The organism is Streptomyces sp. NBC_01017 (genome assembly GCF_045162795.1).
Lineage (GTDB): Bacteria > Actinomycetota > Actinomycetes > Streptomycetales > Streptomycetaceae > Streptomyces > Streptomyces machairae.
In genome coordinates, this window is record NZ_CP108683.1 from 9,805,519 (window position 1) to 9,829,572 (window position 24,054).

A 24,054-nucleotide genomic window follows, 5' to 3' on the forward strand; every position below is an offset into this window, starting at 1 on the left:
GTCACGCCGCGCCGAACCAGGCCTCGGCCGGGGGCCGGCGGCGCGCGGTCATCCGGGGTGCCCAACTCCCGCGCCCGCGCTGCTGCTCCACCGCCCCGGTGCGCTGTACGTGATCGTTCGCCACGGCGCGGAGCGGCTGGAGTCCGCGTCCGTTTCCACCGGTGGGCAGCATGATCGGGACCCTGAGGTCCTTGCTGCCGGAGGCAACGGAAACTTCGCGGTGTCCGGCGACGCGAGGGATCACCAGGGACCCCCCGCCGACGGGCCAGGGAGCACGCCTCGAACCCATGCCCGCACGTCACGCAACAGGCCCGGCCACGTACCATGGCGACATGTCGTTCCTCCGCCGCCGCAGCGCCACGCCCGCCGGGCCCGACTTCGACGTTCTGGCCATGGACCCGGGCGACTGGCCCGGCAACCTGGGCGCCGGGCTGCTGCCCGCCCCCGACGGCAGCTGCCAGGGCGTTTTCCTGCGCTACGACCTCTTCGGCGGCCGCGGCCCCGCGATGATCATCGGCAATCTGCCGGAGGGCTCTCCCGCCCGCGAGGTCGACGAGGACGAGATCCCGTTCGAGGTCGCGCAGCTGCTGCTGGCACTGGAGAACGACGAAGAGGTCACCGTGGTCGGCAGCGAGGACGTGCCGGTGATGCAGGGCGACAACCTCCTGATCGTGCGGCGCCTGAAGCTCTCCGAGAGCCGGATCTCCTGCGTCCAGTTCGACCGCAGCGACAACGTCCTGGTCACCATCGCCGCGTGGGACCGCCCCATCACGGACGACCTGTACGCCCTCCTGAAGCCACTGCCCGCGGAGCTCTTCCAGCAGGGCTGAATCGCCCCCGGCTACGAGCCCGAGGACAGCGCCCGCACGTCCGCCGCCCGCACGTACGCCACCCGGTGTCCGAACTGGATCTCGTAGTACATGTCCTTGCCGGTCACGACCCGGTGCGAGGCCGTGTCGAAGCTGACCGCGTAGTAGTACTCACCCGGCACCTTGGCACCGACCACGTACCTCTGGCCCGCGGGCAGCGTGTACGGCAGCGGCGACACCGCCTGGGCCGGCACCTCCGACGGATAGGCGGAGGCCTCGGGATAGGCGCGTCCGTACACCGGCACGCTCTTGACGCCGTCCTTGGGCGTCACCACGAGGCCGGCCGCGTGCACCGCGGTCGGCTTCGCCGCCGGGTTCTTGAACCAGGCCTTCTGGCCCAGGTACCAGATCGCCGTCCAGTCGCCGTCACGACCGGCGACCGCGTACTGCTGGCCGGTCGAGACCCGTGACGACAGGTCGTTGACCCCGGTGGTCGGGGCCGAGCCCAGGCCGATGTCCTTGACCAGGGGATACGACACGCCCGGCCCGGAGTACAGCCGCACCGCGCTCGAACCGTGGTCCGCGCACGGCCGGCCCGCGGACACACAGCCCGTGAACGCGGGCCGGTTGGTCGCGTAGTCGGGGCGGATCGTCACCAGGCCGCCGTTCGGGCCCGCGGTGGGCACCAAGGGCCGGCCCAGCAGCTCGAAGTAGTGCCGCCAGTCCCAGTACGGGCCCGGGTCGGTGTGCATGCCACTGATCGTCGACGACGTCGGACCCGGCACGGTGTCGTGACCGAGGATGTGCTGCCGGTCCAGCGGGATGCCGTACTTCTTGGCGAGGTACGTCACGAGGCGTGCGGAGGACCGGTACATCGCCTCCGTGTACCAGGCGTCCGGCTTCGCCAGGAAGCCCTCGTGCTCCAGGCCGATGGACTTGGCGTTGATGTACCAGTTGCCCGCGTGCCAGGCGACGTCCTTGGCCTTCACATGCTGGGCGATGTGGCCGTCGGTGGAGCGCAGTGAGTACTGCCATGACACATAGGTCGGGTCCTGCACCATCTTGATGACGCCCTCCCAGGCGCCCTCCGTGTCATGGATGACGATGTTCTCGATCTTCTGGGACGCCGGCCGGTCTCCCAGGTCGTGGTTGCCGTAGTCGCTGTCGCCGAACTCCTCGTACGGCGCCGGGATCCACTCGCAGGACACCGTGGGCGGGCACTCGGTCTCGGCCGCACCGGGCTTGCGCAGCCCCGCCCGCCGCAACTGCCCGGCGTCGGGGGAGAGGCCCGGATGGGCGGCCAGGGCGACCAGTTGCCCCGCGTCCGTGTGGCGCTCCTGGCCGGTGCGCATCACGTCGTAGACGTCGTTCGCGTACGCCGCCCCGGTCGCGGTGTCGTCGGCGCCGGCGAAGCGGGCCACCGCGCCGTACCACTCGGCAGGGTCGGAGCTCAGCGGTTCGCCCAGCTCCTTCTGTGCGGCGGCGAGCAGGGCGGCGCCGCCGGCCACGTTCGCTGCCGGGTCCGTACGCAGCCGCTCCGCGCTCAGTCCGGTCAGTTCGGCCGCCTTCGGCAGCGTCCTGAGGCGCGCCGGGATCTTGGCCGGCTCCGGCAGCTTCGCCTTGGGGAGCAGGGGCGCGCGGGCGCTGTCGCCGCGCGCGTCCTCCGAGCCCTCGCTGTGGTGCGGCGGCGCCTCGGCGAGGGCGGTGCGGGCGTCGGTGAGATGCATCGGGCCGTAACCGCCGGTCACACTGGGCGCGCCCTGGTGGGAGTCCCACCGGGACTGCAGGTAGGAGACGCCCAGCAGGACGCTCTGCGGCACGTGGTACTCGGCGGCGGCGGACGCGAAGGCCGACTGCAGACCTTTCTCCGAGCTCCCGGCGTCGGACGGCGCCGCGCCGAGCAACGGGAACAACAGAGTCGCAGCTGCCAAGGCGGTGACGGATCCTCGCAAGGGAGCCTCCAGGGACGGTCGGGCGCGATGAGCCGTGCGGGGGCCGGGCGTGCGTCTGTGGTACCGGCTGTCCGACGATCCGTCAATCATGCCCATGGTCAGGCGAATTCCCCTGTCAACCGGGATTCCCGGGAGTTTCGTCGTGGCGGTCTCCTGGCCTGCGGGGCGTCAGTGGTGTACCCCAATGGGACCGCTATGGGGCCGTTCACACGAAAGCCCGCGGTACGCCGCTGTCTCCAGGGCGCACCGCGGACCATCGTCCCCGTCAGCGAGTACCGACCGCCGCGCGCACGGCCCGTCGGGCCAGTTGGCAGTCGTCGTGCAGCCGCCTCAGCAGCAGCCGCTGTTCCTCGCCGGACGGCGCAGCACCCGGGTGGGCCACTCCCGGTGCCGCCGGGGTCGGAGCGTCGTGCATCGAACGCTGCACGGCCGTCTCATACGTACGGATCTCACGGGTCAGCACGAGCATCAGGTTCACCAGGAACGCGTCCCGTGACGCCGGACCCGTCGACTGGGCGATCTGGCTGATCTGCCGCCGGGCCACCGGCGCATCCCCGAGCACCGACCACAGCACCGCCAGGTCGTACCCCGGCAGGTACCAGCCCGCGTGCTCCCAGTCCACCAGCACTGGACCGGCCGGTGAGAGCAGGATGTTCGAGAGCAGTGCGTCGCCGTGGCAGAACTGGCCCATGCCCTGCCGGCCCGCGCTCGCCGCGATGCCGTGCAGCAGCTTCTGCAGATCCCCCAGGTCCCGGTCGGTGAGCAGGCCCAGCTCGTGGAACCGGGAGATCCTGGTCGCGTAGTCCAGCGGTGCGTCGAACGTGCCCGCCGGCGGCCGCCACGCGTTGAGCCGGCAGATCGCGCCGAGCGCCGCCCTGATGTCCGCACGCGGCGGCGTCTCCAAGGGGTGGCGCTGCAGTGCCGCCACCCGGCCCGGCATCCGCTCGATGACGAGGGTGCAGTTGTCCGGATCCGCTGCGATCAGTCTCGGCACACGCACCGGAGGGCGGTGCCGGACGAACGAGCGGTATGCCGCTATTTCGTGGCGGATCCGCTCCGACCACTCCGGGGAGTGGTCGAGTAAACACTTGGCCACGGCCGTGCTGCGCCCGGTCGTGCCGACCAGGAGGACGGAGCGCCCGCTGCGGCGCAGCACCTGCACCGGAGCGAACTCCGGGCAGATCCGGTGCACCGACGCGATCGCGGTGCGCAGCTGGGCGCCCTGGGGGCCGGACAAGTCGAGTCTCCCGCTGAGCGGTTGGGTGCCGAGCCCCGCGGCGCGCGGCGGCCGGCCCGCGCCGAGCACGGGGGCTGTCGCCGGCCGCGCGGGGGCGAGGTAGGGGCCGCTGCCCGCCGGGCGGGAACGTAGCGACCGGGGCGGGGCGGACACGGAGGACGATGCTGCGTACATGGGAGAAACAGATCCCTTCGTGTGCCTGCGACGACAATGCGCTGCCCGATCCGGCCGCCCGGGTGCACCCTGGGGAATGCACCAGCCATATTCCAAAGGGCGACCGGGTCGGGGTGGCGCGTTCCTACCTGACACCCGATGCGCAGTGGCACACCATCTGGCGCACCCTGGCGAACCCTGGCGAATAGTCGCCCGGCATCTTTCACCGGGCTACTGTCAACTCAGCCGAGAACCTGGGGGCTTGACGTGAGCGGAGAACCCAACACCCGCCTATCGGACCTGTTCGGCCTGGCCGGCTGGTCCAAGGGCGAACTCGCGAGACTGGTCAACCGGCAGGCGGCGGCCATGGGCCACCCCCAGCTGGCGACCGACACCTCGCGGGTGCGGCGGTGGATCGACATGGGAGAGATCCCGCGCGATCCGGTGCCGCGGGTGCTGGCGGCCCTGTTCACCGAGCGTCTCGGCCGTGTCGTGACCATTGAAGACCTCGGTCTGGTCCGGCACGGGCGTGCGGGGAAACGGCCGGACGGCGGGAGCATCGAGCATCCCGACGGTGTGCCGTGGGCGCCCGAACGGACCGCCGCGGTCCTCACCGAATTCACGGGAATGGACCTCATGCTCAACCGACGCGGCTTGGTGGGCGCGGGTGCCGCGCTCGCCGCGGGATCCGCACTCAGCAGCGCCATGCACGACTGGCTGCACACCGACCCGGCCCTCAAGGCCGACGCTCCCCAGTTCGACGACCCCCTGCACGCCGACCCCGCCGGGTTCGACCGCTACGAGGCCGCCCCCATCGGGTCGCAGGAGATCGAGGAACTGGAGCGCTCGGTCGAGGTGTTCCGGGCCTGGGACGCGGCCCGCGGCGGCGGGCTGCAGCGCAAGGCAGTCGTAGGACAACTCAACGAGGTGGGCGGCATGCTCGCCTACCATCACCCCGAACATCTCCAGCGACGCCTGTGGGGCGTCGCCGCCAACCTCGCCGTCCTCGCGGGCTGGATGTCGCACGACGTCGGCCTGGAGCCCACGGCCCAGAAGTACTTCGTCATCGCCGCCCACGCGGCCCGGGAGGGCGGCGACCGGCCCCGCGCCGGGGAGGCGCTCTCCCGAGCGGCTCGCCAGATGGTGCACCTCGGCCGGCCCGACGACGCACTCGATCTCATGAAACTCGCCCAGTCCGGCTCCGGCGACGAGGTGCTGCCGCGCACCCGGGCCATGTTCCACACCATCGAGGCCTGGGCACAGGCGTCGATGGGCAAGGGCCAGGCCATGCGCCGCACCCTGGGACAGGCGGAGGACCTCTTCGTCTCCGACAGGAGCGACGTGCCGCCACCGAGCTGGATGCAGACCTTCAAGGACGAGGATCTGTACGGCATGCAGGCCCTGGCCTACCGCACGCTGGCCGAGTTCGAGCCGGGCGCGGCTGCCCACGCGCAGCACTTCGCGGAGAAGGCCCTGGCCCTGCGCGTCGACGGGCGCGAGCGGTCGAAGATCTTCGACCATCTGTCCATGGCGTCCGCCTGCTTCATCGCGGACGACCCCGAACAGGCCGACCGTTACGCACGACTGGCCCTGATGTCGATGGGCTCCAACTCGTCCGGCCGCACTTGGGACCGGCTGCGCCAGATGTACCGACTCACCGCCGAGTACTCCAGCTACCCGAAGATTTACGAACTGCGGGAGGAGATCCAGTTGGCGCTGCCCAAGGTGAAGAAGTCGGGCGGCGGGAACAGCGCGCGGGCGTAAGGCGCCGAAGTTCTAGGACGTCACCCTGGCCACGAGCACACAGGCATTGTCCTCGCGCTCACTCTCACCGAACTCCTCGATGACCAGCCGTACGCAGTCCTGTGCGGTGCCTGCCTCGCCGATGCGGGGGCCCAGGCCGAGGAGGCTGTTCACGGAGTCCGCTGCGCTGTGCCCCGGCACCAGTCCGTCGGTGTGCAACAGGAGCACGTCGCCCACCTCCAGGGCCTCTTCGGCCTGCGCGTAGACGGCACCCGAGGTGGCTCCGAGCAGGACGCCGTCCGGCGCGTTCAGCCTGCGCCCCGTCCCGTCGCGGAACAGCAGCGGGGCGGGGTGTCCGGCCTGCGCCCAGACCAGGGTGCGGGTCTCGGGCCGGTAGCGGCAGCAGACGGCGCTGCCGAGAGCCGGCTGCACGGTGGCGTCGAGTAACTGGTTGAGCCAGGACATCAGTTGGCCCGGCTGGGTGCCGGCCATCGCCATGCCCCGTACGGCCCCCAGCAGGGTCGCCATGCCCGAGGCCACGGCGACGCCGTGCCCGGTGAGGTCGCCGACGCTCAACAGCGTTTCGCCGTCGGCCAGTTCGAGCGCGTCGTACCAGTCGCCGCCGATCAGCGCGCTTGCCGATGCCGGCAGGTGCCGGGCCGCGAGGTCCAGTGTCCGAGGGCCCTGGTGCGGGAGCCGCAGGGAGCCACGCCACGGCGGTAGCACGGCCTCCTGCAGCTCGACCGCGAGCCGGTGCTCGGTCTGTGCGTGGTGCCGGTCGTGCTGGAGCGAGTCACGGGTCTCGCTCACCGCCCGCCGGCAGCGGCGCAGTTCGCTGACGTCCCGCAGCACGGCCCACATCGAGGCGGTGCTGCCGTCAGTGTCGAGCACGGGCTCGCCCATCATGTGCACGGTCCGGGCCTCGCCGTCCGGCCGTACGATCCGGAACTCCCCGTCGATGGGCTTGGCGTCGATGAGGCAGTCGGTGACCATGGCCGTCAGCCTCGACCGGTCCTCGTCGAGCACCAGGGACGGCAGCTCGTCAAGGGTGAGGGGCGGAGCGGCGGGGTCGCGCCCCAGGATCTCGTAGAGCTCGCCGGACCAACTGGCCTCGTCCGTCAGCAGGTTCCACTCCGCGCTGCCGACCCGGCTGAGCAGCGAGCCGCGCCGGGGAGCCGGCGGCACGGCCCGGCCCATGGGCGCGGCCTCGGGCGCCGGGGAGGCGAGGGCCGGGCCGTCCCGCAGCTGGGCCAGGTGCTCGTCGAGGTCGTTCAGGTGGTGCAGCGCGAGGTCGCACAGCGCCCGCTGCCACCGCTCCTGCGGATCCGAACCGTCGCTCTGCGTGTCCCGCCGCACGGCGTCGACGTCGCCCTTGAGCCGCCGCGTCTGCGTTATCAGCGCGTCGACCGAGCCGCGTCCGGGCGGCTGAGCGGCGGGGCGGTCCGCAGAGAGATGGGACGGCATGACGCACTCCGATGCGGGGACGGTACGACCAAGGATGACGGAAGGACCGTTACGACTGTCGCACAGCCGGCGACGCCCTGTAAGGGATTTGGCAACACCCGATTCGGTGGTGCGTCCGGCATATGCCAGAGTCTCCACGGAGGGCTCATCCGATACGGATGGTGTACGTCGCCGGATGGGTCAAGTCGTAGGCGGCGTACGCCACTTGGCGGTCTGCGTAGGTGATTGTAACGGCTGTCATTCGAGTGTTCGACGGTCGCGTGTTCTAGGGGTGGAGCGGCGACGGGTACCCCGCGCGGGGTTGCACTCATCGGTAGTGATGCAGGTCACAAAAATGATGTCCACTTGGACGTAATGCGAAGGGCACTTGCGGGGTCGTAAGAGGACAGCGGCAAAAACGAGCCCGACCGCCGACCCGCAGGGGAGACCGCCCATGGACATCGCCCTCGAGCAGCCCGCCCACGCCCGTCTGATCACCGGCGACGAGCGCGAGCTGTCCGTGCCCGCCAAGCTGCGCTACGCCTCCACGGACCCGCTGGCGGTGTACATCGACTTCCCGGGCGACGTCTCCCTCGACGGCCACGGTGCCACCTGGACCTTTGCGCGCAGCCTGCTGGAGGCGGGGCTGGGCGGGCCGGCCGGGGACGGGGACGTGCACATCTGGCCGTGCGGCGAGGAGCGCACGGTCGTGGAGCTGCACTCGCCCTACGGCATGGCCCTGCTCCAGTTCGACACCGCGGCCCTCAACCGCTTCCTGCTGCGGACGTACGCGGTGGTCGCGTCCGGCGAGGAGGACCTCGGGGCGGTCGTGGAGCGTGGCCTCAGTGCGCTCTTCGGCAGCGTATGAGGTGAGCGCTGCGCGGCAGCGTGCGAGGAGGCGAACGGGGCCGCCGCTGTGCCTCCTCGCACGCTCCGGCGTCAGTACCGCAGCACGCCCGCGATCCCCTGGGCTTCGCTCAGCGTCCCGTCCGGCACGAAGCGGACCTCGGCGCCGGTCTCCAGGCACTGCTCGACGATCTCGTCCACGATGTCCTCGCGGGCGTCGAGGTCGCCGCTCTCCGCCGGGATCAGATGGTCGCCGTCCTCGCCGCGCACCGTCACGCGGTAGTTCTCCTCGACGGCCAGCAGCCGCACCCGGCCCTCGCGCGCGCTGCGCCACACCTCGTCGACACCGGCGGCGAACGCCTTGCGGCCGAGGGCGGTTTCGAGTTCCCGGGCCACGGCGTCGGTCCCTCTGAGGTTCTCGGCGGCGATGACCGGCCGGACCGCCTGCCACACCGCCTCGCGGGTGCCGTGCGCGAGCCCGCCGTGGGGGACGTGCACGGCGGATTTGGTGATGCCGCCGATCTCGTCCAGCAGGGACAGCGCGGCCGGCTCGCCGGTGACGTACAGCTGCCCCGGGCTGTGCTGGAGGACCGCGCCCAGTGCGGAGTCCGCCTCCTTCAGGAAGTGGCGGGTGTCCTCGTCGCGGAACTTGCTCGGCACGTCGCCGATCTGTTCCTGGCGCTCCGCGTCGAAGTTCTGGATGTCCCGGGTCAGCGGGAAGCCGCCGACTCGGGCCTCGGTGACGCGGTCCAGGGCGCCGTGCCACAGGGTGACGCGGTCCGTGGAGACCGACAGGACCCAGAACGGCCGCTCGGCGGCCTGCGCGGAGACGAGGTTGCGGGTCAGGAAGGTGTCCGAGAGCACCACGCGCTCGGGCACGGTACGGGCGACCGACCACACCTGGTGCTCGCCCGGAGCGGCGAAGATCACCAGGCCGTCCTCGGCGTACGTCAGATCGATCTCGGAGAGGGCCTGGTCGAGCTGCCGTTCGACGTCGACCCGGCGCTCGCGGGTGACCGAAGGATCGGCCTCCAGCTGTTTCTTGGCCTTGGCCACGACATTGCGCAGCCTGACCTGGTCCTGGGCCCGATAGGGCTCCCGGGGATGCGTGGGCGTCAGCACGGACACGGCCGGGTAGGGGCGCGGGCGCCGCAGCTCGATGAGGGTCGTGGGACTGAGTGCGTGCTCCATAAGAGCACGATAGGACCGATTCACCGATCGGGCATTAGGGGCAATCCATCACCCCCGCCCGGGATCTACTCCCGGCGCTCCTCGGCCCCGCACGAGCTGCCGTCCGCCGGCAGCGTGCCGTAGAGCAGGAAGGCGTCGACCTTGCGGTGCACGCACTTGGAAGAGGCGTATCCGGTGTGGCCGCTGCCCTTGTTGTCGAGGACCACGGCCGACGAGCCGAGTCGCTTCGCGGTCTCCTCGGTCCAGCGGTACGGGGTCGCCGGGTCGCCGCGGGTGCCCACGAGAAGCATCTTCGGCGTGTGCACGTCCTTCACGTCGTCGCGTATGAAGTCCGTGCCCTTGGGGCGGCCGTAGCACATCAGCACCCCGGTGAGCCGGTACGGGCCGAAGACCGGCGACGCCTGCTCGTACTTTGCTCGCAGGCCGTCGAGACCGTCGACGATCTGCTTGCCGGTGGGGCGGTCGGGGTCGTCCGCGCAGTTGACCGCCATCAGGGCCGCGGGGAGGTTGTCGAGGGGCACGTCCTCCTCGTCGACCAGGCCGCCGTCGGGCTCCTCGGACTCCTCGGGGGTGCCGTTCTCCTCGGGGTCGTCGGTCTCCCCGCGCCGCCAGGGCGAGGCACCGCCGGACGCGAAGGCCTCGATGGCGTGGGTGTCGCCGTCCTCGACCAGCGAGGCCAGGGCCCGCTCCAGGGAGGGCCACATCTCCTCGCTGTAGAGCGCCTGTCCGATGGCACCGACCAGGTCCTGGCCGGTGAACGGCTCGCCGAACGCCGACGGCACCGGATTCTCGTCCATCGAGTCGACGAGGCGTACGACCTGCTTGCGGGCCTCGCGCGCGTCCTGCCCGAACGGACAGGCGATGTCCTGCACACACCAGTTGATGAACTCGTCCAGCGCCTGCTGCTGCCCCCTGGCGCTCGCCACGCCCTGTTCGGTCAGCGACTCGGTCAGCGTGTCCACGCCGTCGAGCACCAACCGGCCGACCTTGTCGGGGAACTGGGCGGCGTACACCGAGCCGAGCCGTGTGCCGTAGGAGAAGCCCAGGTAGTTGAGCTTCTTGTCGCCGAGGGCCTGGCGCATCACGTCCATGTCGCGCGAGGCGTTGATCGTGCCTATGTAGGGGAGGACGGGGCCGGAGTGCCGGGCGCACGCGTCGGCCGCCTTCTTCAAGTGGGCGAGGACGGACTGCGGATCGCGGCCGAGTTCGGTGCCGTCCTCGGACATGTCGATGTTCTCCTCGCCGTCCCCGCAGCTGACCGGCGAGGACCTGCCGACGCCGCGCGGATCGAACGTCACGATGTCGTAGCCGTCCGTCAGCTCCATGAACTCCTTGCCGCCGGTGGTGGCGAACTGGGGGATGCCCGCGCCGCCCGGCCCGCCGAAGTTCACCAGCACCGAGCCCTGCTTCTCGCCCGTGGCCCGGTAGCGGGCGAGCGCCAGGTCGAGCGTCCCCGCCTTGGGGCGGGCGTAGTCGAGAGGGACGGTGACCTTGCCGCACTGCATGTCCTTCGGCAGCCCCTCGCCCGGACACTTCGCCCAGGTGACCTTCTGCCGGTAGAACCGCGTGAGGTCGGGTTCGGGGCTGTCCGTGGCCGCCGGCAGCCCCGTGCCGAGCAGGGCCAGTCCGACCGCGCCGGTCACCGCGCAGCGGCGCAGCACGGGCCGCGTTGACAGGTGGGCAAGCATCGATGCCTCCAGGGACGCCCGTCGCGGACCGGTAAACGGCGTCCTGGCTCACGATAGGCGGGCCCCGGAATGCACGCCTCCGGACGTGCGGGTCCGCCCGTGCGGGCGTACTCTGTGCCCTTTTCGTTGCCGGTGGAAGTTTTTACCGCTAGTTCGACAACCCTGACACTCGATGGGGTGAATGGCCGATTAGCCATAACTCGGATGGTTCGCCTGCGTTTTATCCGGTGCGGGTGAGTGCCCGCGACCATGTCTGGAAGGCAGGGAACCTATGAGACGGGTTACCCGATACGGTGTGATCGCCGTCGCCGCCTCGGGCGCGATGGCTGTGACGTTCCCGGCGTATGCCGACTCCGCGGCGGATGGTGCCGCGGCCGACTCGCCGGGGCTTCTCTCCGGCAACACCGTTCAGCTGCCGGTGCATGTGCCGGTGAACGTCTGCGGGAACACCGTGAACGTGGTGGGGCTGCTCAATCCGGCCGTCGGCAACACCTGCGTCAACGAGGACGGTGGTGGCAAGAAGCGTGCGGCGTCGCACAGCGGGGCTTCGGCCCAAGGCCGCGGAAAGGATTCGCCGGGCATCGCGTCCGGCAACGTCGTGGAGCTCCCGGTTCACCTCCCGGTGAACGTCAGCGGGAACAGCGTGAACGTGGTCGGGGTCGGCAATGCCGCGATCGACAACGAGTCGGTGAACGGTCCCGGCGACCGCCCTTCCGACACCACGAAGCCGGCGCCGAAGCCGGCCCCGCCCCGGGCGCACCAGCCCCGGCCGGCCCCGCCCGCGCCCGTCCCGCAGGGGGAGCCCGAGGGCACCCTCGCCCACACGGGCGCGGACCAGGCCCTCGCCGCGGCAGCGGCGGGCGGCACGCTCCTCGTAGTGGGCGGAGCCGTGCTGTACCGGCGCTTCCGCCCGCAGGCGGTGAGCTGACCCGCGCCTCGCGCGCGGCAGGGAAGGCCCCACCCGGCGGGCGGTGGGGCCTTCGTCATGCGCACATCCGTCCGGACGGCCCCCTGTGCGAGGCAACGGCTTGATCATGCCGTGACGTGCTCCCCGAAGATCCGCGAGGATGCTGTGGGCGCGGGCGATCACCCCGCCCGCATCCCCCGAACCCGCACGGAACGGAGCACACCCATGACGTCCCCGGCCCCCCAGGACCTCGTGATCACGCAGGCCGGCCTCGCCGACTGGCCGGTCGTCCGCGGATGGGCCGTCGACGAGGGCTGGAACCCGGGGCTCGCGGACAGCGAGGCGTTCTTCGCACAGGACCCCGAGGGCTTCTTCATCGGCCGGATCGACGGCGAGCCCGTCTCGGCGATCTCCGTCGTGAATTACGGAGCCGACTACAGCTTCCTGGGCTGGTACCTGGTCCGCCCCGACGTCCGCGGCCAGGGCTACGGCCTCACCACCTGGAAGACCGCGCTGGCGCACGCGGAGAACCGCACGGTGGGCCTGGACGGCGTCGTCGACCAGCAGGACAACTACCGCCGCTCCGGCTTCGAGCTCGCCCACCGCACCTTCCGCTTCAGCGGAACGGCACCCGCCGTCGAGGCCCCCGCCGACGTCAGCGCCGTACGGCCCGAGGACCTGGCGGATATCACCGCGTACGACAGCGCCTGCACCCCCGCCGACCGCCCCCGCTTCCTCGCGCAGTGGCTCACCGGCCCGGGACATCACGCCGTCGTCCGTCGCACCGGTGGCCGCGTCACCGGCTACGGCGTGATCCGCCCCGGCCACGACTGCCCGCGCATCGGCCCGCTCTTCGCCGACACCCCCGAGGACGCGCGGGCCCTGTTCGCCGCCCTGGCCGCGGAGGCGGCCGGCCGCGAGGTCGCCGTCGACGTGCCCGAGACCAACCCGGCGGGCGTCGCTCTCGCCGAGGCGGCAGGCTTCACGCCCTCCTTCGAGACCGCCCGCATGTACACCGGCCCGCTGCGGCCCTACGCCCAGGAGCGCGTCTTCGGCGTCACGACGCTGGAGCTCGGCTAGCGAGTGCGGGTCGCCGCCGGCCGCCGTAAACGAGGCCCCCGTGGTCCGGCGGTATCGGGTCGGTGTCGAGGCGGGTGTCCGCCGGCTCGCGGGGGTGGGGGCGTCGAGACTCCGAGGCGACGTCTGGGTATGTGCCGGTCAGTACGGTGGCGACGCCGTCCGGACGGATGACGGCCCACACGGGCGCGAGGGCGGCCGGAACGGTCATGTCGACGGTCGTGGCGGCCGCGGTCGGCGTGACGCAAGCGGTCATCAAGCGCCGAGCAGGCGGCATGTGCAAGCGCCTTCCCCCCGTCGAGGAGACCTCATCTTCGGACGGGCGCGGACCGTTCGGCCCCCCGGGCGGTCCGCGCTCAGCCCTGTCGCCGGGCTCAGCCCTGAGGCCGGTGGAAGCGGACGTGCAGTGCGCGGATGTCCTCCGTCAGCTCGGGCACCGGGCCCTCGACGGCCACGCCCGGCGCGATCTCGCGGATCGGAAGCGGCCGGACCGGCGCGGCGGGCACGCCCAACTCGGCCAGCCATCGGGTCAGTTGCTCGGACGAGGCGACGTACACGATGCGTCCCAGGCCGACCCAGGCGTGCGCGGCCGAGCACATCGGGCAGTGCTCGCCCGAGGTGTACACCGTCGCGGCCGCCCGGTCCTCGGGCGTCATATGGGCCGCGGACCAGCGTGCCAGCTCGAACTCGGGGTGCCGGGTGCGGTCGCCCGAGGCCACTCGGTTGTGGTCCTCGGCGAGCACCGCGCCGTCCGCCCCCACCAGCACCGAGCCGAACGGCTCGTCCCCGGCCTCGAGAGCCTCGGTCGCGAGCGCGACGCAGCGGCGCAGATACGGCAGTTCGGCGTTCTTCACGGCCATTGTGTGGGCCTCCTAGCTGAGTTTCCCTACGCACCCCCAGCTTCGCCCACGCAGGGCCGGACGGCGGGGAGGGACGGGCACGGTGACAAAGGTGTTGCCCCGGCAGCTGCCCGGTGATGGGGTTCACCCATGGATCATGCCGCGGTGCTCGCCCTCTTCGACCGGGACATGCGTGAAGGCGCACGGCCCGACGGTCCCGACGCGCTGGTCGAGCGCGTGGGCGGGGTCGTGCGCCAGGTGTCGTCCGCACACGGCTGGAACGGCGTCGTGTGGTCCGACCTGGGCGACGCGAACGTCGACGAGGCGATCGCCGGACAGATCGCCCACTTCTCCGGGCTCGGGCGGGAGTTCGAGTGGAAGCTCTACGGCCATGACCTCCCGGCGGACCTCGGACAACGCCTCCGGGACGCCGGCTTCACCTCCCGGCCCGAGGAGACGTTGATGATCGGCGAGGTCGCCGACCTGACCCTGGACGCCGAGCTGCCGGAAGGCATCCGGGTCCTGCCCGTGACCGACCGGGCGGGCGTCGACCTGGTGGCCGAGGTGCACGAGAAGGCCTTCGGCACTGACGGCTCCGGGCTCCGGGACCAACTGCTCGGCCGGCTCACGGCCGCCCCGGACACGGTGGTCGCCGTCGTCGCGCTGGCCGGTGACACTCCGGTGAGCGCCGCGCGGATGGAGCTCGTGCCCGGGACCCGGTTCGCCGGGCTGTGGGGCGGCGGGACCGTAGAGGGCCGGCGGGGTCGCGGTCTTTACCGCGCACTCGTCGCCCATCGCGCCCGCGCCGCCGCGGACCGCGGCTACCGGTACCTCCAGGTCGACGCCATGAGCACGAGCCGTCCCATCCTGGAACGGCTGGGCTTCGAGCCGCTGACCACCACGACGCCGTACGTGTACACGCCGTAGTGGCGTGGCTCGCCGCGACGGCCTCGCCGCCCTTGCGGGCCGTCGCGGGACTCACCTGAACGTACGCCGCCCCTGGGTGTCCCCGGGTACGGCGTCAGCGGCGCGCCTTCGTCCGGTCCAGTGCGGCGACGCCGAGCGCCGCGAGGCCGATCTGGATGAGCCACTCGACCCAGTCGACGCCGTCGGTGTCGGCCACGTCGAGGCCGGCCGCGATGGCCGAACCGATCAGCGCGGCCACGATGCCGACGAGGATCGTCCACAGGACTCCGATGCGCTGACGGCCCGGAACCACGAGCCGTCCGAGCACTCCGATGATGATGCCGATCACGATGGCACTGATGATGCCCGAGATCTCCATTTCGCCCCTCTTCCTCCTGTCCCCGCACAGGTTGAGTTCCCCCTGAGGGGAGGGACAGTCCGTGCCGGTTCAACCGGTGGCCGGCGCCCCTCCAACCCCCGAGTCGGCCCAGCCGGTGACGGTCACCAGCTCCGCGGCGATGTCGATCACCGAGCGGCCGTCCGTCACCACGCGCACAACACCTTCGGGCGCCCGCTCCTCGAGCAGCCGTGCCTTGCGCGCACTGCTCCTCGTCTCGTGCTCCAACTCGGAGCCCAGCTCCCGCCCGGCCAGCCGCTGTTCGGCGGTCTCGTCGGTGGCGGTGAGCAGGACCCGTACGAGCCGTACGCCGTCACCCATGGCCCGCCGGAACATGGGCGCGGCCTCGTCGAGCACGCTCACGGTGTTCGTGTAGACGAGACGCCGGTGTCCGAGGGCGGCGTAGTTCCCCCACACGGCAGCCAGGTTCCGCTCCGTGATGCCGGCACGGTGCGGGTCGCCCGGCGGCGCCGGATGGATTGCCCCCATGAAGTCACCGTCGATCACCGCATGCGCGACCTGCGCCTCCCGCAGCCGAGCCGACACCTCCCAGCCGACCGTCGTCTTGCCGACCCCGGCCCTTCCGCCGATGAGCAGTACTTCCGCATGGTCCATGCGGGCAGGGTGCCCGGGTGCCGGGACGCTTGGCGAGGTGTTTTGCTCGTGCAGGTCAGTGGCCGTCCAGCCAGGACCTCAACTCGCCGTCCGGTTGCAGGGATACATGCAGACCGTTGTTCTCGCCGTGCGCGGCGTGGCCGTTGGCGACGAGGGTGTCGAGGTGGGTGGTGCCTGCGTGGAGGTCGGCCTCGTAGTGGTTGTCCGTCAGCTTGTAGAGCTTCGCCTTCGTACTGCCGTCCGCCAGCGTCGGTGTGGCGACCAGGACGCGCTTGGTGACCGGCTTGGGCTTCGGCTTGGCCTCCTGGACCCAGGACGTGACCTTGCCGTTCGGGTGGAGGGTGATGTGCAGCCCGTTGTTCTGGGCGTAGGCGGGCCTGCCCTGGGTGTAGAGGGCGCCGTACCGGGAGCCCTTGGCCCAGAGCTCCGCCTCGTAACGGTTCTTGCCGGTCTTGTAGACCTTTGCTCGGCTGACCTTGTCCGCGAGCTTCTCCGTCTTCACGTACACGCGCTTGGTTGTGGGGTGCTGGGTGACGGACCTGGCGGTCGGGGTGGAGGGTGCGGCGAGGGCGCCCGCGGCCGAGACCCCCAGCGCGGCGGTGACGCCGGTGGCGATGAGGGCGGTGCGCAGGGTGCGGGGAGCACGCATCAGTGAATCGTCCTTCGGTGGGGTTAGTTCGTACCGACGCATCCGAAGCTACGGATCCTTCGTCAAGGGATCCCATATGTCCTGTAACAGGCATTCGGCGTCTATCGGTCGAAACAGGCAAGGCGTCTCACCTGCCTCGATTGACATGCAGGTAATTGCCTGCATAACGTTGAGTGTGCGATCAGAGAGCGACCCCGAGATGGACCAGGTCTTCAAGGCGCTGAGCGACGGAACCCGCAGGCGGCTCCTGGACCGGCTGCACGAGGACAACGGGCAGACGCTGGGCGAGCTGTGCGCGCGGATCGACATGGCGCGCCAGTCCGTGACCCAGCATCTGGCCGTCCTGGAGGCCGCGAACCTGGTCAGCACGGTGCGGCGGGGGCGGGAAAAGCTGCACTACCTCAATCCGGTCCCGCTCCACGAGATCCAGGAGCGGTGGATCGACAAGTTCGAGAGCCCGCGCCTGCGCGTGCTCGGGGCCGTGAAACGACGAGCCGAGGAAGCCATGACCGACAAGCCCACGTACGTGTACGTCACCTACATCGAGAGCACCGCCGAGAAGGTCTGGGACGCCCTCACCGACGCCGACCTGACCGCCGCCTACTGGGGCCACAGCAACGTCTCGGACTGGCGGACCGGTTCCCGCTGGGAACACGTCCGTACGGACGGGTCGGGCGTCGCCGACGTGGTGGGCACCGTGGTGGAGAGCGAGCGACCCGGCCGCCTTGTCACCACGTGGGTGGCACCCGACGAGGAGGGGCAGGACGACAAGTACTCCCGGGTCACCTTCGACATCCAGCAGCATGCCGGGATCGTCCGACTCACCGTGACCCACGAGGACCTGCCGGACGAGAGTGCGCGTGCCGACGTGGCGTCCGGCTGGCCGGCGGTGCTGTCCAACCTCAAGTCGCTCCTGGAGACCGGCCATGTCCTGCCCCAGGAACCGTGGTTGATGCCGACCCGCTGAGCGGCGGTGCCCGGAGGCGGACGTGCGTAGGCCGGACCGCGGGAGCGGACCGGCCTACGTGTCCTGCTCGCGGTGTGCCGCTACGGCCTCGGGGTGCTCTTCGCCGCTGTACCGGCGCACACCAACCCCAGGATCACGGCCAGCGCGCCGATGATGATGTTGTTCACGATGACACCCGCGTCCGGGCTCTCCCCGACCACCCACGGCGCGATGATCATCCAGACGCCCATCGCGCAGAAGGCCCAGCTGAGGCCGTACATGCGTTCCGGGGCCCGGGTGAATCCGAGGGCCAGGAGGCCGATCGCGATACCCATGATCAGGTTGTGGGTCACGAGTGCCGGCTGGCTCGTCGTGTAGTGGAGTATCCAGGGGGATGCCGCGCAGTACAGACCGAGCAGGAACACCGGTCCGTCCACGAGCGCCACATCGCGACCGCCGAGCATGCGGGCGTAGCGGTCCCGCATTTCGGATACATCAGGGTGGGCTGTTATGTCACCTCTGCTGGGCGAGACGTTGGCCATGACTCGTCTCCTTTGACTCGCAGGCCTGACCGCGTCCGGTGCGGTGTGCGGTAAGCGCCGCCTCATGCCATTCTGCGCTTATTTATTCTTTATGTGTAGGGCTCGACGGGTTCATGACGATGTCAGCGGAGTAGCTCTCCGGAAACTTCTCGCCGGTGTCGGTGTGCAGGATGTCGATCCGGGCGGGTGCCGTTCGTGTAGGAGGTGAGAGACCGGCAGACCACCACGTCGTCCGAGGAGACCGCCATGAAGTACTACCTGCTCAATGTGATGCAGCCCGTCGGAGAACCGCCCGCCCCGGACGCCCTCGGCGAGATCGAGAAGAACCTCGACACGCTCAACCGCGAGCTGCGCGAGGCCGGCGCCTGGGTGTTCGCCGGGGGGCTGCACGGCCCGGAGTCGTCCACCGTGCTGCGGCCCCGCGACGGCGACGTCCTCGTCACCGACGGACCGTACGCCGAGGGCAAGGAGATGCTCGGCGGCATCAGCCTCATCAAGGCGCCCGATCTGGACGCGGCCCTGGAATGGGGCCGCAGGCTGGCGCTGGCGACCACACTGCCGATCGAGGTGCGGCCGTTCATGGGCGAAGCCGAGGACTGATGACGGCCACGGACGTCGAAGCCGTCTTCCGCGCGGAGTACGGCCGCGCGGTCGCCGTACTCGTCCGCTTCCTCGGCGACATCGACCTCGCCGAGGAAGCGGTCCAGGACGCCTTCGCCACGGCCCTGCGGCGCTGGCCGGAGACCGGCGTGCCGCCGAGCCCCGCCGGCTGGATCATCACCACCGCACGCAACCGCGCCGTCGACCGGCTGCGCCGCGAGTCCACCAGGACCGAACGTCACGCCCAGGCCGCCCTGTTGCACACCGCCGACGCACCTCCCGAGGAGGGCCCCGTGCGCGACGACCGGCTCCGGCTCATCTTCACCTGCTGCCACCCCGCCCTCGCCGTCCAGGCGCAAGTCGCCCTCACCCTGCGTCTGCTGGGCGGGCTCAGCACCGCGCAGATCGCGCGCGCCTTCCTGGTGCCGGAGCCGACGATGGCCCAGCGGCTGGTGCGGGCCAAGGCGAAGATCCGCAACGCCGGCATCCCGTACCGCGTGCCCCGCGACGCCGACCTGCCGGACCGGCTCGCGGGGGTGCTGGCCGTCGTCTACCTCGTCTTCAACCAGGGGTACGAGGGTGAGGCGGGCCTGTGCGCGGAAGCCGTACGCCTCGGTCGTCTGCTGGCCGAACTCATGCCGGACGAGCCCGAGGTGACGGGGCTGCTCGCGCTGATGCTCCTCGTCGAGTCCCGCCGGCCCGCCCGGCAGGACGAACGCGGGGGGCTCGTACCGCTGCCGGAACAGGACCGTGGCCGCTGGGACCGTGAACTGACCGCCGAGGGACAGTCGCTGGTCCGCCGGTGTCTGCGCCTGGGCAGGCCGGGGCCGTACCAGATCCAGGCCGCGATCCAGGCGGTGCACAGCGACGCGCCGACCTCGCAGGCCACGGACTGGTACCAGATCCGGCAGCTCTACGACCACCTCCTGGCCGTCGCTCCCAGCCCCGTCGTGGCGCTGAACCGGACCGTCGCCGTGGCCGAGATCGACGGCCCGGCTCCGGCCCTCGACCTCGTGGACGCGCTGGATCTCGACGGTTACCACGTCTTCCACGCCGTCCGCGCGGACCTGCTGCGCCGCCTGGGCCGCCACACGGAGGCCGTGCGAGAGTACGAGTCCGCCCTCGCACTGGCGGAGAACCCCGCCGAGCGCGCGTACCTCGAACGCCGCCGTCAAGAACTGGTCCGCAGCTGACGGCCGAGCCGGGCCCGTAGTGGCGAAACCGGGCCGACAGCCCAGGAAGGCGCAGGTCAGCGCCCTGGTGAGAGGTACTCAGGTGGCGCAATGATTCGGTAACACCACTGAGCGGCAACGGTCGGTATGGTCACCGCATGCCAGCAGAACGAACCCGCGAGCACACCGCGCCGCTCGCCGCAGCCCGCCGCCGGCGGCTGCGTGCCGACCGGGCGCGGCAGCTCGCGGATCTGCTGCGGCACCTGGTGCTGACCGGGGGATTTCCCAGCGGCGTGCTGCCGCACGAGGACATGCTCGCCACCGACTACCAGGTGTCACGGAACACCGTCCGGCACGCACTGGACCTGCTGCGCGCCGAGCAGCTCGTCGAGCGGCTGCCCGGCGTGGGCACCGTCGTCGTCGCCGAGAAGTACTCGCACGGCCTCGACCGGCTGATGGGACTCGCGGAGACCCTGCGGGAACACGGCCAGGTCAGCAACGAGGTACGCACCATGGGTCCGGTCGCCGCGCCCGCCCCCGTGGCCGAGCGACTGCGGCTGCCCACCGGCACCGACGTCCTCTACATCGAGCGGCTGCGCAGGCTGAACGGGCTGCCGCTCTCCCTCGACCTCACCTATCTGCCGCTGGACATCGGCAGTGAGCTGATCGGCGCCGACCTGGAGAACACCGACGTCTTCCGGTTGCTGGAGCAGATCACCGGGCAACCGCTCGGGCACGCGGAGATCACCCTGGAGGCCGTCAACGCCGACGCGCACTCCGCCACCGTCCTACAGGCACCGCGCGGCACCGCCGTGCTGATGCTGGAGCGCCTCACCCACCTGTGCGACGGCAGGCCCGTGGACCTGGAGTTCATCCGGTTCCGCGGGGACCGGATCGCGATGAGCGGGCTGCTGCGCCGCTCCCTCTGACGACGCGCCACCGCCAACCGTTTCTTTCACCCCTCGCAGTACCTCACTGGAGACAGCCATGCCCTTGGTGCCCCAGCGGGCCGACGTGCCCGTGACCGTCGACGAGTCGAAGTGCATCGACGGCTGCACGCTCTGTGTCGACATGTGTCCGCTGGACTCACTGGCGATCAACCCCGACAGCGGCAAGGCGTACATGCACGTCGACGAGTGCTGGTACTGCGGCCCTTGCGCCGCCCGCTGCCCCACCGGGGCCGTCACGGTCAACATGCCCTACCTGCTGCGGTGAAAGGCCCACTCCCGATGAAACGCACGACTCCTGCAGCCCTGCTCGCGGCAGCTCTCGTCAGCACGCTCGTCACGGGCTGCGGCGGCAATGCGGCAGCCGGCGACGACAAGCACGTCACCGTCACCGTCGGCTACCAGTCCAAGACCATCAACACCGTCACCGCCGGCACCCTGCTGCGCTCGCTCGGATACTTCGAACGCGAACTCGCCGCCCAGGGCAAACGGGACGGCGTCTCCTACAAGGTCAAGTGGCAGGACTACGCCACGGGCGCGCCCATCACCGCGCAGATGACCGCAGGGAAGATCGACATCGGATCCATGGGCGACTTCCCGCTGCTCATCAACGCCGCCCGCGGCAAACAGCTGAACCGTCCCACCCGGCTCGTCTCGGTCACCGGCTACAACCTGCGCGGCGCCCTCAACACCGTGGTCACGGCCCCGGACTCGAAGCTCGCCTCGCTGGAGGACCTGCGGGGCAAGAACGTATCCACCAGCATCGGGTCCGCGGCCGACGGGACCCTCGTACGGGCGTTGCAGCGCGCCGGGCTCGACCCCGAGAAGGACATCCGCAAGCTCAACCAGCAGCCGTCGGTGGGCGCTTCGGCACTCCAGGCAGGCAGCACCGACGCCCTCTCGCAGTTCGTGGCCTGGCCCGGGCTGCTCGCCTTCCAGGGCAAGGCGAAGGCGCTGTACGACGGTGCGGAACTGAACCTGCCCACCTTCCACGGGGTGACGGTCCGTGAGGACTTCGCAGAGCAGCGGCCCAAGGTGCTCGACGCCTTCCTCGCCGCGCAGATCGAGGCGACGCGGTACCTGAACGAACACCCCGTCCAGGCCACCGAGAAGGTCGCCGAGGCCACCGATCTGCCCCCGGAGGTTGTCTACCTCTACAACGGCAGCGGCGGCATCGCCACCTTCGACCCGAGCGTCAAGCCGCAGCTCGTCTCCGCGCTGAAGAAGGACGTGTCGGTGCTGCGCTCGGCGAAACTCGTCGGCGACGTGGACGTGGACGCCTTCGTCGACGACGCCCCGATCAAGCGCGTGTACGGCAAGGAGTACGCCGAGCGGCTCGCCGCCACCTCCGAGGCCTCGCGCAGCGAGGTATGGCTCAAGGGCGAGAACAGCACCCGTCCCTTCGACTCGCCCGCCGCACTGCTGAAGTTCGTCGCCGGGCACAAGGACGACGTGCGCGCCGCCTATGTACCGGACGCCACCACCGGCACCCGCTGGTACGCGGACAAGGCGGTCTGGGTCCAGGACGGCAAGGAGCTGCGGCCGTTCGTCACCGGCTCAGCCGCCCGCGCGTACGCCCAGGCGCACCCGGGCTCCCGTACGGTCTCCTACGCCACCGCACTGAAGCAGGCGTCATGACCGCGGTGACCGCCCCGCCGAGGAAACCGGGGAAAGCGGGCAAGGCTGCCGCGCGGCCGGCCCCCGCTCGGCGCACGGCCCGCCTCCGACCGGTCGTACGCGTGCTGTCACTGCTTGCGGCGCTCGCGGTGTGGCAGCTGCTCACCACGCTGGACGTCCAACTGTGGCTGCGTTTCGACCAGTTCCCGTCCGTCACCGACGTGGCCCGGGAGTTCGGGCAGCGACTCGCCGACGGCGCGTACTGGCAGGACGTGAGCGACAGCCTGCGCAGGATCGTCACCGGGTTCCTGCTCGCGGCTGTGCTGGGCGTCGCCGCGGGCGTGGCCGTCGGGCGCTCCCGCTGGGCCGCGGACCTGATCGGACCGGTCCTGGAGGTGCTGCGGCCCGTCCCGGCGATCGCGTTGGTACCCGTGGCGATCCTGCTGTTCCCCAGCAACGAACAGGGCATCGTCTTCATCACCTTCACCGCCGCCTTTTTCCCGGTCCTGGTCGCCACCCGGCACGCGGTGCGGGCACTGGCCCCGGTGTGGGAGGAGGCGGTGCTCACCATGGGCGGCGGACGGTGGCGGGTGCTCGCCTCCGTGGTGCTGCCCGGCGCGCTGCCGGGGATCTTCGGCGGACTGTCGGTCGGGATCGGCGTCTCGTGGATCTGCGTGATCTCCGCGGAGATGATCTCCGGCGAGTACGGAATCGGATACCGCACGTGGCAGGACTACACCGTCCTCGACTACCCGGGCGTGTTCACCGGCATCGTCAGCATCGGCATGCTCGGCTGGCTGACGTCCACCGTGGTGGAGCTCCTGGGACGCCGCCTCACCCACTGGCTGCCGCGACGCGAAGGGAGCGCCACGTCATGAGCACGCAATCGGACACAGCCGCCACCGACACCGCAGCCACCGACACAGCCATCCATACACCCTCCACGGCTTCTACGGCTTCTACGGCCTCGCGGGCCGGACTCCCCGCCTCCGGCGCACGGCTCAGCCTCACCGGGACGGACCTCGGGCGACCCGGTGCCGTCGTACTGCACGGCGTGGACCTCGAAGCCACCCCCGGCGAGATCCTGACGCTCGTCGGCCCGTCCGGGTGCGGGAAGTCGACCCTGCTGCGGACGCTGGCCGGGCTGCTGCCCGCGCTCGCCGGACAGGTCGCCCAGGACGGGCGGCCCGTCACGGGCCCCGGCGCTGACCGGACGCTCGTCTTCCAGGAGGACGCGCTGCTGCCGTGGCGTACGGCCCGCGCCAACGTCGAACTGCCGCTGGCCATCAGAGGGCTGGGCGGCGCCGAGCGCAGGGCCAGGGCGGAGGAGTGGCTGGACCGGGTCGGCCTGCCCGACCTGAAGCGGCAGTTGCCGCACCGGCTGTCCGGAGGGCAGCGCCAGCGGGTGCAGCTCGCCCGCGCGCTCGCCGGGCAGCCGCGGGCCGTGCTCATGGACGAGCCATTCGGCGCCCTGGACGCCCAGACCCGGGCGGGCATGCAGCAGTTGCTGGTGGAGGTGCTGCGCGGGACCGGCGCCACCGTCGTCTTCGTCACCCACGACGTGGACGAGGCACTGTTCCTCGGCGACCGGGTCGCCCTGCTCGGCGCGGGCGGCCTCACCGGTGTCCGGACGGTACCGCGACCCCGCGACCGGGGCGCCCGCGACGACCCCGCGACGGTCGCACTGCGCCACGACATCCTCGAGTCCCTCGGCTCACGCGGGTCCTGAGCGGGCGCCGATGTGCAGGTACACGCCCTGGGTTTCCTCGGTTCCGGCC

The 24,054-nt window shown here is 71.0% G+C and carries 25 protein-coding genes; 14 read left to right on the forward strand and 11 right to left on the reverse strand.

The annotated features are described in order from the left end of the window. Window position 1: 1 nt before the first annotated feature. The gene (locus tag OG331_RS44850) at window positions 2–244 is read right to left on the reverse strand and encodes a hypothetical protein (protein WP_406208274.1); all 243 of its coding nucleotides are present in this window, start codon (window positions 242–244) and stop codon (window positions 2–4) included. An 88-nt stretch (window positions 245–332) separates the two neighbouring features. On the opposite strand from OG331_RS44850, the gene OG331_RS44855 reads away from it, so the two are divergent. After that, window positions 333–830, forward strand: a complete 498-nt coding sequence (locus tag OG331_RS44855; protein WP_328883748.1) for a hypothetical protein — start codon at window positions 333–335, stop codon at window positions 828–830. Window positions 831–841: 11 nt separating this feature from the next. Here the strand turns inward: OG331_RS44855 and OG331_RS44860 are convergent, their stop codons facing one another. After that, a complete protein-coding gene (locus OG331_RS44860; protein WP_406208277.1) occupies window positions 842–2,857 on the reverse strand; it encodes an N-acetylmuramoyl-L-alanine amidase in 2,016 nt (671 codons plus the stop codon). A 169-nt stretch (window positions 2,858–3,026) separates the two neighbouring features. Next, on the reverse strand, window positions 3,027–4,172 hold the full coding sequence (locus OG331_RS44865) for an aminoglycoside phosphotransferase family protein (protein WP_406208280.1): 1,146 nt from the start codon (window positions 4,170–4,172) through the stop codon (window positions 3,027–3,029). Between the two features lie 246 nt (window positions 4,173–4,418). Here OG331_RS44865 and OG331_RS44870 point away from each other — a divergent pair, with 246 nt between their 5' ends. After that, on the forward strand, window positions 4,419–5,915 hold the full coding sequence (locus tag OG331_RS44870; protein ID WP_406208282.1) for a hypothetical protein: 1,497 nt from the start codon (window positions 4,419–4,421) through the stop codon (window positions 5,913–5,915). A gap of 12 nt (window positions 5,916–5,927) precedes the next feature. Here the strand turns inward: OG331_RS44870 and OG331_RS44875 are convergent, their stop codons facing one another. Further along, the gene (locus OG331_RS44875) at window positions 5,928–7,358 is read right to left on the reverse strand and encodes a PP2C family protein-serine/threonine phosphatase (RefSeq protein WP_406208285.1); all 1,431 of its coding nucleotides are present in this window, start codon (window positions 7,356–7,358) and stop codon (window positions 5,928–5,930) included. Window positions 7,359–7,791: 433 nt separating this feature from the next. On the opposite strand from OG331_RS44875, the gene OG331_RS44880 reads away from it, so the two are divergent. Next, entirely contained in the window at window positions 7,792–8,205 is a 414-nt protein-coding gene (locus OG331_RS44880; RefSeq protein WP_406208288.1) for an SsgA family sporulation/cell division regulator, read from the forward strand. Window positions 8,206–8,276: 71 nt separating this feature from the next. Here OG331_RS44880 and OG331_RS44885 read toward each other — a convergent pair whose 3' ends face one another. Both OG331_RS44885 and OG331_RS44890 read right to left on the reverse strand, forming a co-directional pair. Then, entirely contained in the window at window positions 8,277–9,374 is a 1,098-nt protein-coding gene (locus OG331_RS44885; RefSeq protein WP_406208291.1) for a chemotaxis protein, read from the reverse strand. Between the two features lie 65 nt (window positions 9,375–9,439). After that, complete coding sequence (locus OG331_RS44890) at window positions 9,440–11,062, reverse strand: alpha/beta hydrolase (protein ID WP_406208294.1); 1,623 nt, start codon at window positions 11,060–11,062, stop codon at window positions 9,440–9,442. A 271-nt stretch (window positions 11,063–11,333) separates the two neighbouring features. Here OG331_RS44890 and OG331_RS44895 point away from each other — a divergent pair, with 271 nt between their 5' ends. Next, entirely contained in the window at window positions 11,334–11,990 is a 657-nt protein-coding gene (locus OG331_RS44895) for a chaplin (protein ID WP_406208296.1), read from the forward strand. Between the two features lie 204 nt (window positions 11,991–12,194). Further along, complete coding sequence (locus OG331_RS44900; protein WP_406208298.1) at window positions 12,195–13,049, forward strand: GNAT family N-acetyltransferase; 855 nt, start codon at window positions 12,195–12,197, stop codon at window positions 13,047–13,049. A 371-nt stretch (window positions 13,050–13,420) separates the two neighbouring features. Here the strand turns inward: OG331_RS44900 and OG331_RS44905 are convergent, their stop codons facing one another. Further along, the gene (locus tag OG331_RS44905; RefSeq protein WP_406208301.1) at window positions 13,421–13,906 is read right to left on the reverse strand and encodes a nucleoside deaminase; all 486 of its coding nucleotides are present in this window, start codon (window positions 13,904–13,906) and stop codon (window positions 13,421–13,423) included. Between the two features lie 129 nt (window positions 13,907–14,035). Here OG331_RS44905 and OG331_RS44910 point away from each other — a divergent pair, with 129 nt between their 5' ends. Then, window positions 14,036–14,812: a GNAT family N-acetyltransferase gene (locus OG331_RS44910; protein ID WP_406208304.1), complete on the forward strand. Its 777-nt coding sequence runs from the start codon at window positions 14,036–14,038 to the stop codon at window positions 14,810–14,812. Between the two features lie 94 nt (window positions 14,813–14,906). On the opposite strand, the gene OG331_RS44915 is transcribed toward OG331_RS44910, so the two are convergent. The 3 genes from OG331_RS44915 to OG331_RS44925 form a co-directional block, all read right to left on the reverse strand. Beyond that, on the reverse strand, window positions 14,907–15,170 hold the full coding sequence (locus OG331_RS44915) for a GlsB/YeaQ/YmgE family stress response membrane protein (protein ID WP_406208306.1): 264 nt from the start codon (window positions 15,168–15,170) through the stop codon (window positions 14,907–14,909). A gap of 69 nt (window positions 15,171–15,239) precedes the next feature. Next, window positions 15,240–15,803: a hypothetical protein gene (locus tag OG331_RS44920; protein WP_406208309.1), complete on the reverse strand. Its 564-nt coding sequence runs from the start codon at window positions 15,801–15,803 to the stop codon at window positions 15,240–15,242. Between the two features lie 55 nt (window positions 15,804–15,858). Beyond that, window positions 15,859–16,452: a hypothetical protein gene (locus tag OG331_RS44925; RefSeq protein WP_406208311.1), complete on the reverse strand. Its 594-nt coding sequence runs from the start codon at window positions 16,450–16,452 to the stop codon at window positions 15,859–15,861. Window positions 16,453–16,651: 199 nt separating this feature from the next. Between OG331_RS44925 and OG331_RS44930 the strand changes: the two genes are divergently transcribed. Continuing rightward, the gene (locus OG331_RS44930; protein ID WP_406210725.1) at window positions 16,652–17,419 is read left to right on the forward strand and encodes an ArsR/SmtB family transcription factor; all 768 of its coding nucleotides are present in this window, start codon (window positions 16,652–16,654) and stop codon (window positions 17,417–17,419) included. Window positions 17,420–17,499: 80 nt separating this feature from the next. Here OG331_RS44930 and OG331_RS44935 read toward each other — a convergent pair whose 3' ends face one another. Next, the gene (locus tag OG331_RS44935) at window positions 17,500–17,940 is read right to left on the reverse strand and encodes an SPW repeat protein (protein WP_406208313.1); all 441 of its coding nucleotides are present in this window, start codon (window positions 17,938–17,940) and stop codon (window positions 17,500–17,502) included. Between the two features lie 246 nt (window positions 17,941–18,186). Between OG331_RS44935 and OG331_RS44940 the strand changes: the two genes are divergently transcribed. The 7 genes from OG331_RS44940 to OG331_RS44970 all read left to right on the forward strand — a co-directional run bounded on the left by OG331_RS44940 (window position 18,187) and on the right by OG331_RS44970 (window position 24,005). Next, window positions 18,187–18,540: a YciI family protein gene (locus OG331_RS44940; RefSeq protein ID WP_363043034.1), complete on the forward strand. Its 354-nt coding sequence runs from the start codon at window positions 18,187–18,189 to the stop codon at window positions 18,538–18,540. Beyond that, a complete protein-coding gene (locus OG331_RS44945) occupies window positions 18,540–19,733 on the forward strand; it encodes an RNA polymerase sigma factor (RefSeq protein WP_406208316.1) in 1,194 nt (397 codons plus the stop codon). The genes OG331_RS44940 and OG331_RS44945 overlap by 1 nt, the downstream gene beginning before the upstream one ends. A 137-nt stretch (window positions 19,734–19,870) precedes the next feature. Then, window positions 19,871–20,641 (forward strand): GntR family transcriptional regulator, encoded by a 771-nt coding sequence (locus tag OG331_RS44950; RefSeq protein WP_406208319.1) that lies wholly within the window; start codon window positions 19,871–19,873, stop codon window positions 20,639–20,641. A 58-nt stretch (window positions 20,642–20,699) separates the two neighbouring features. Then, window positions 20,700–20,927: a ferredoxin family protein gene (locus OG331_RS44955; protein ID WP_031480193.1), complete on the forward strand. Its 228-nt coding sequence runs from the start codon at window positions 20,700–20,702 to the stop codon at window positions 20,925–20,927. A gap of 14 nt (window positions 20,928–20,941) precedes the next feature. After that, complete coding sequence (locus OG331_RS44960; RefSeq protein WP_406208322.1) at window positions 20,942–22,297, forward strand: ABC transporter substrate-binding protein; 1,356 nt, start codon at window positions 20,942–20,944, stop codon at window positions 22,295–22,297. Continuing rightward, window positions 22,294–23,154, forward strand: coding sequence for an ABC transporter permease (locus OG331_RS44965; protein WP_406208325.1), 861 nt, complete (start codon window positions 22,294–22,296; stop codon window positions 23,152–23,154). Before OG331_RS44960 ends, OG331_RS44965 begins: the two co-directional genes overlap by 4 nt. After that, window positions 23,151–24,005 carry an ABC transporter ATP-binding protein gene (locus tag OG331_RS44970; protein WP_406208328.1) on the forward strand — a complete coding sequence of 285 codons (855 nt, stop codon included), beginning with the start codon at window positions 23,151–23,153 and terminating at the stop codon, window positions 24,003–24,005. The genes OG331_RS44965 and OG331_RS44970 overlap by 4 nt, the downstream gene beginning before the upstream one ends. Window positions 24,006–24,054: the final 49 nt, after the last annotated feature.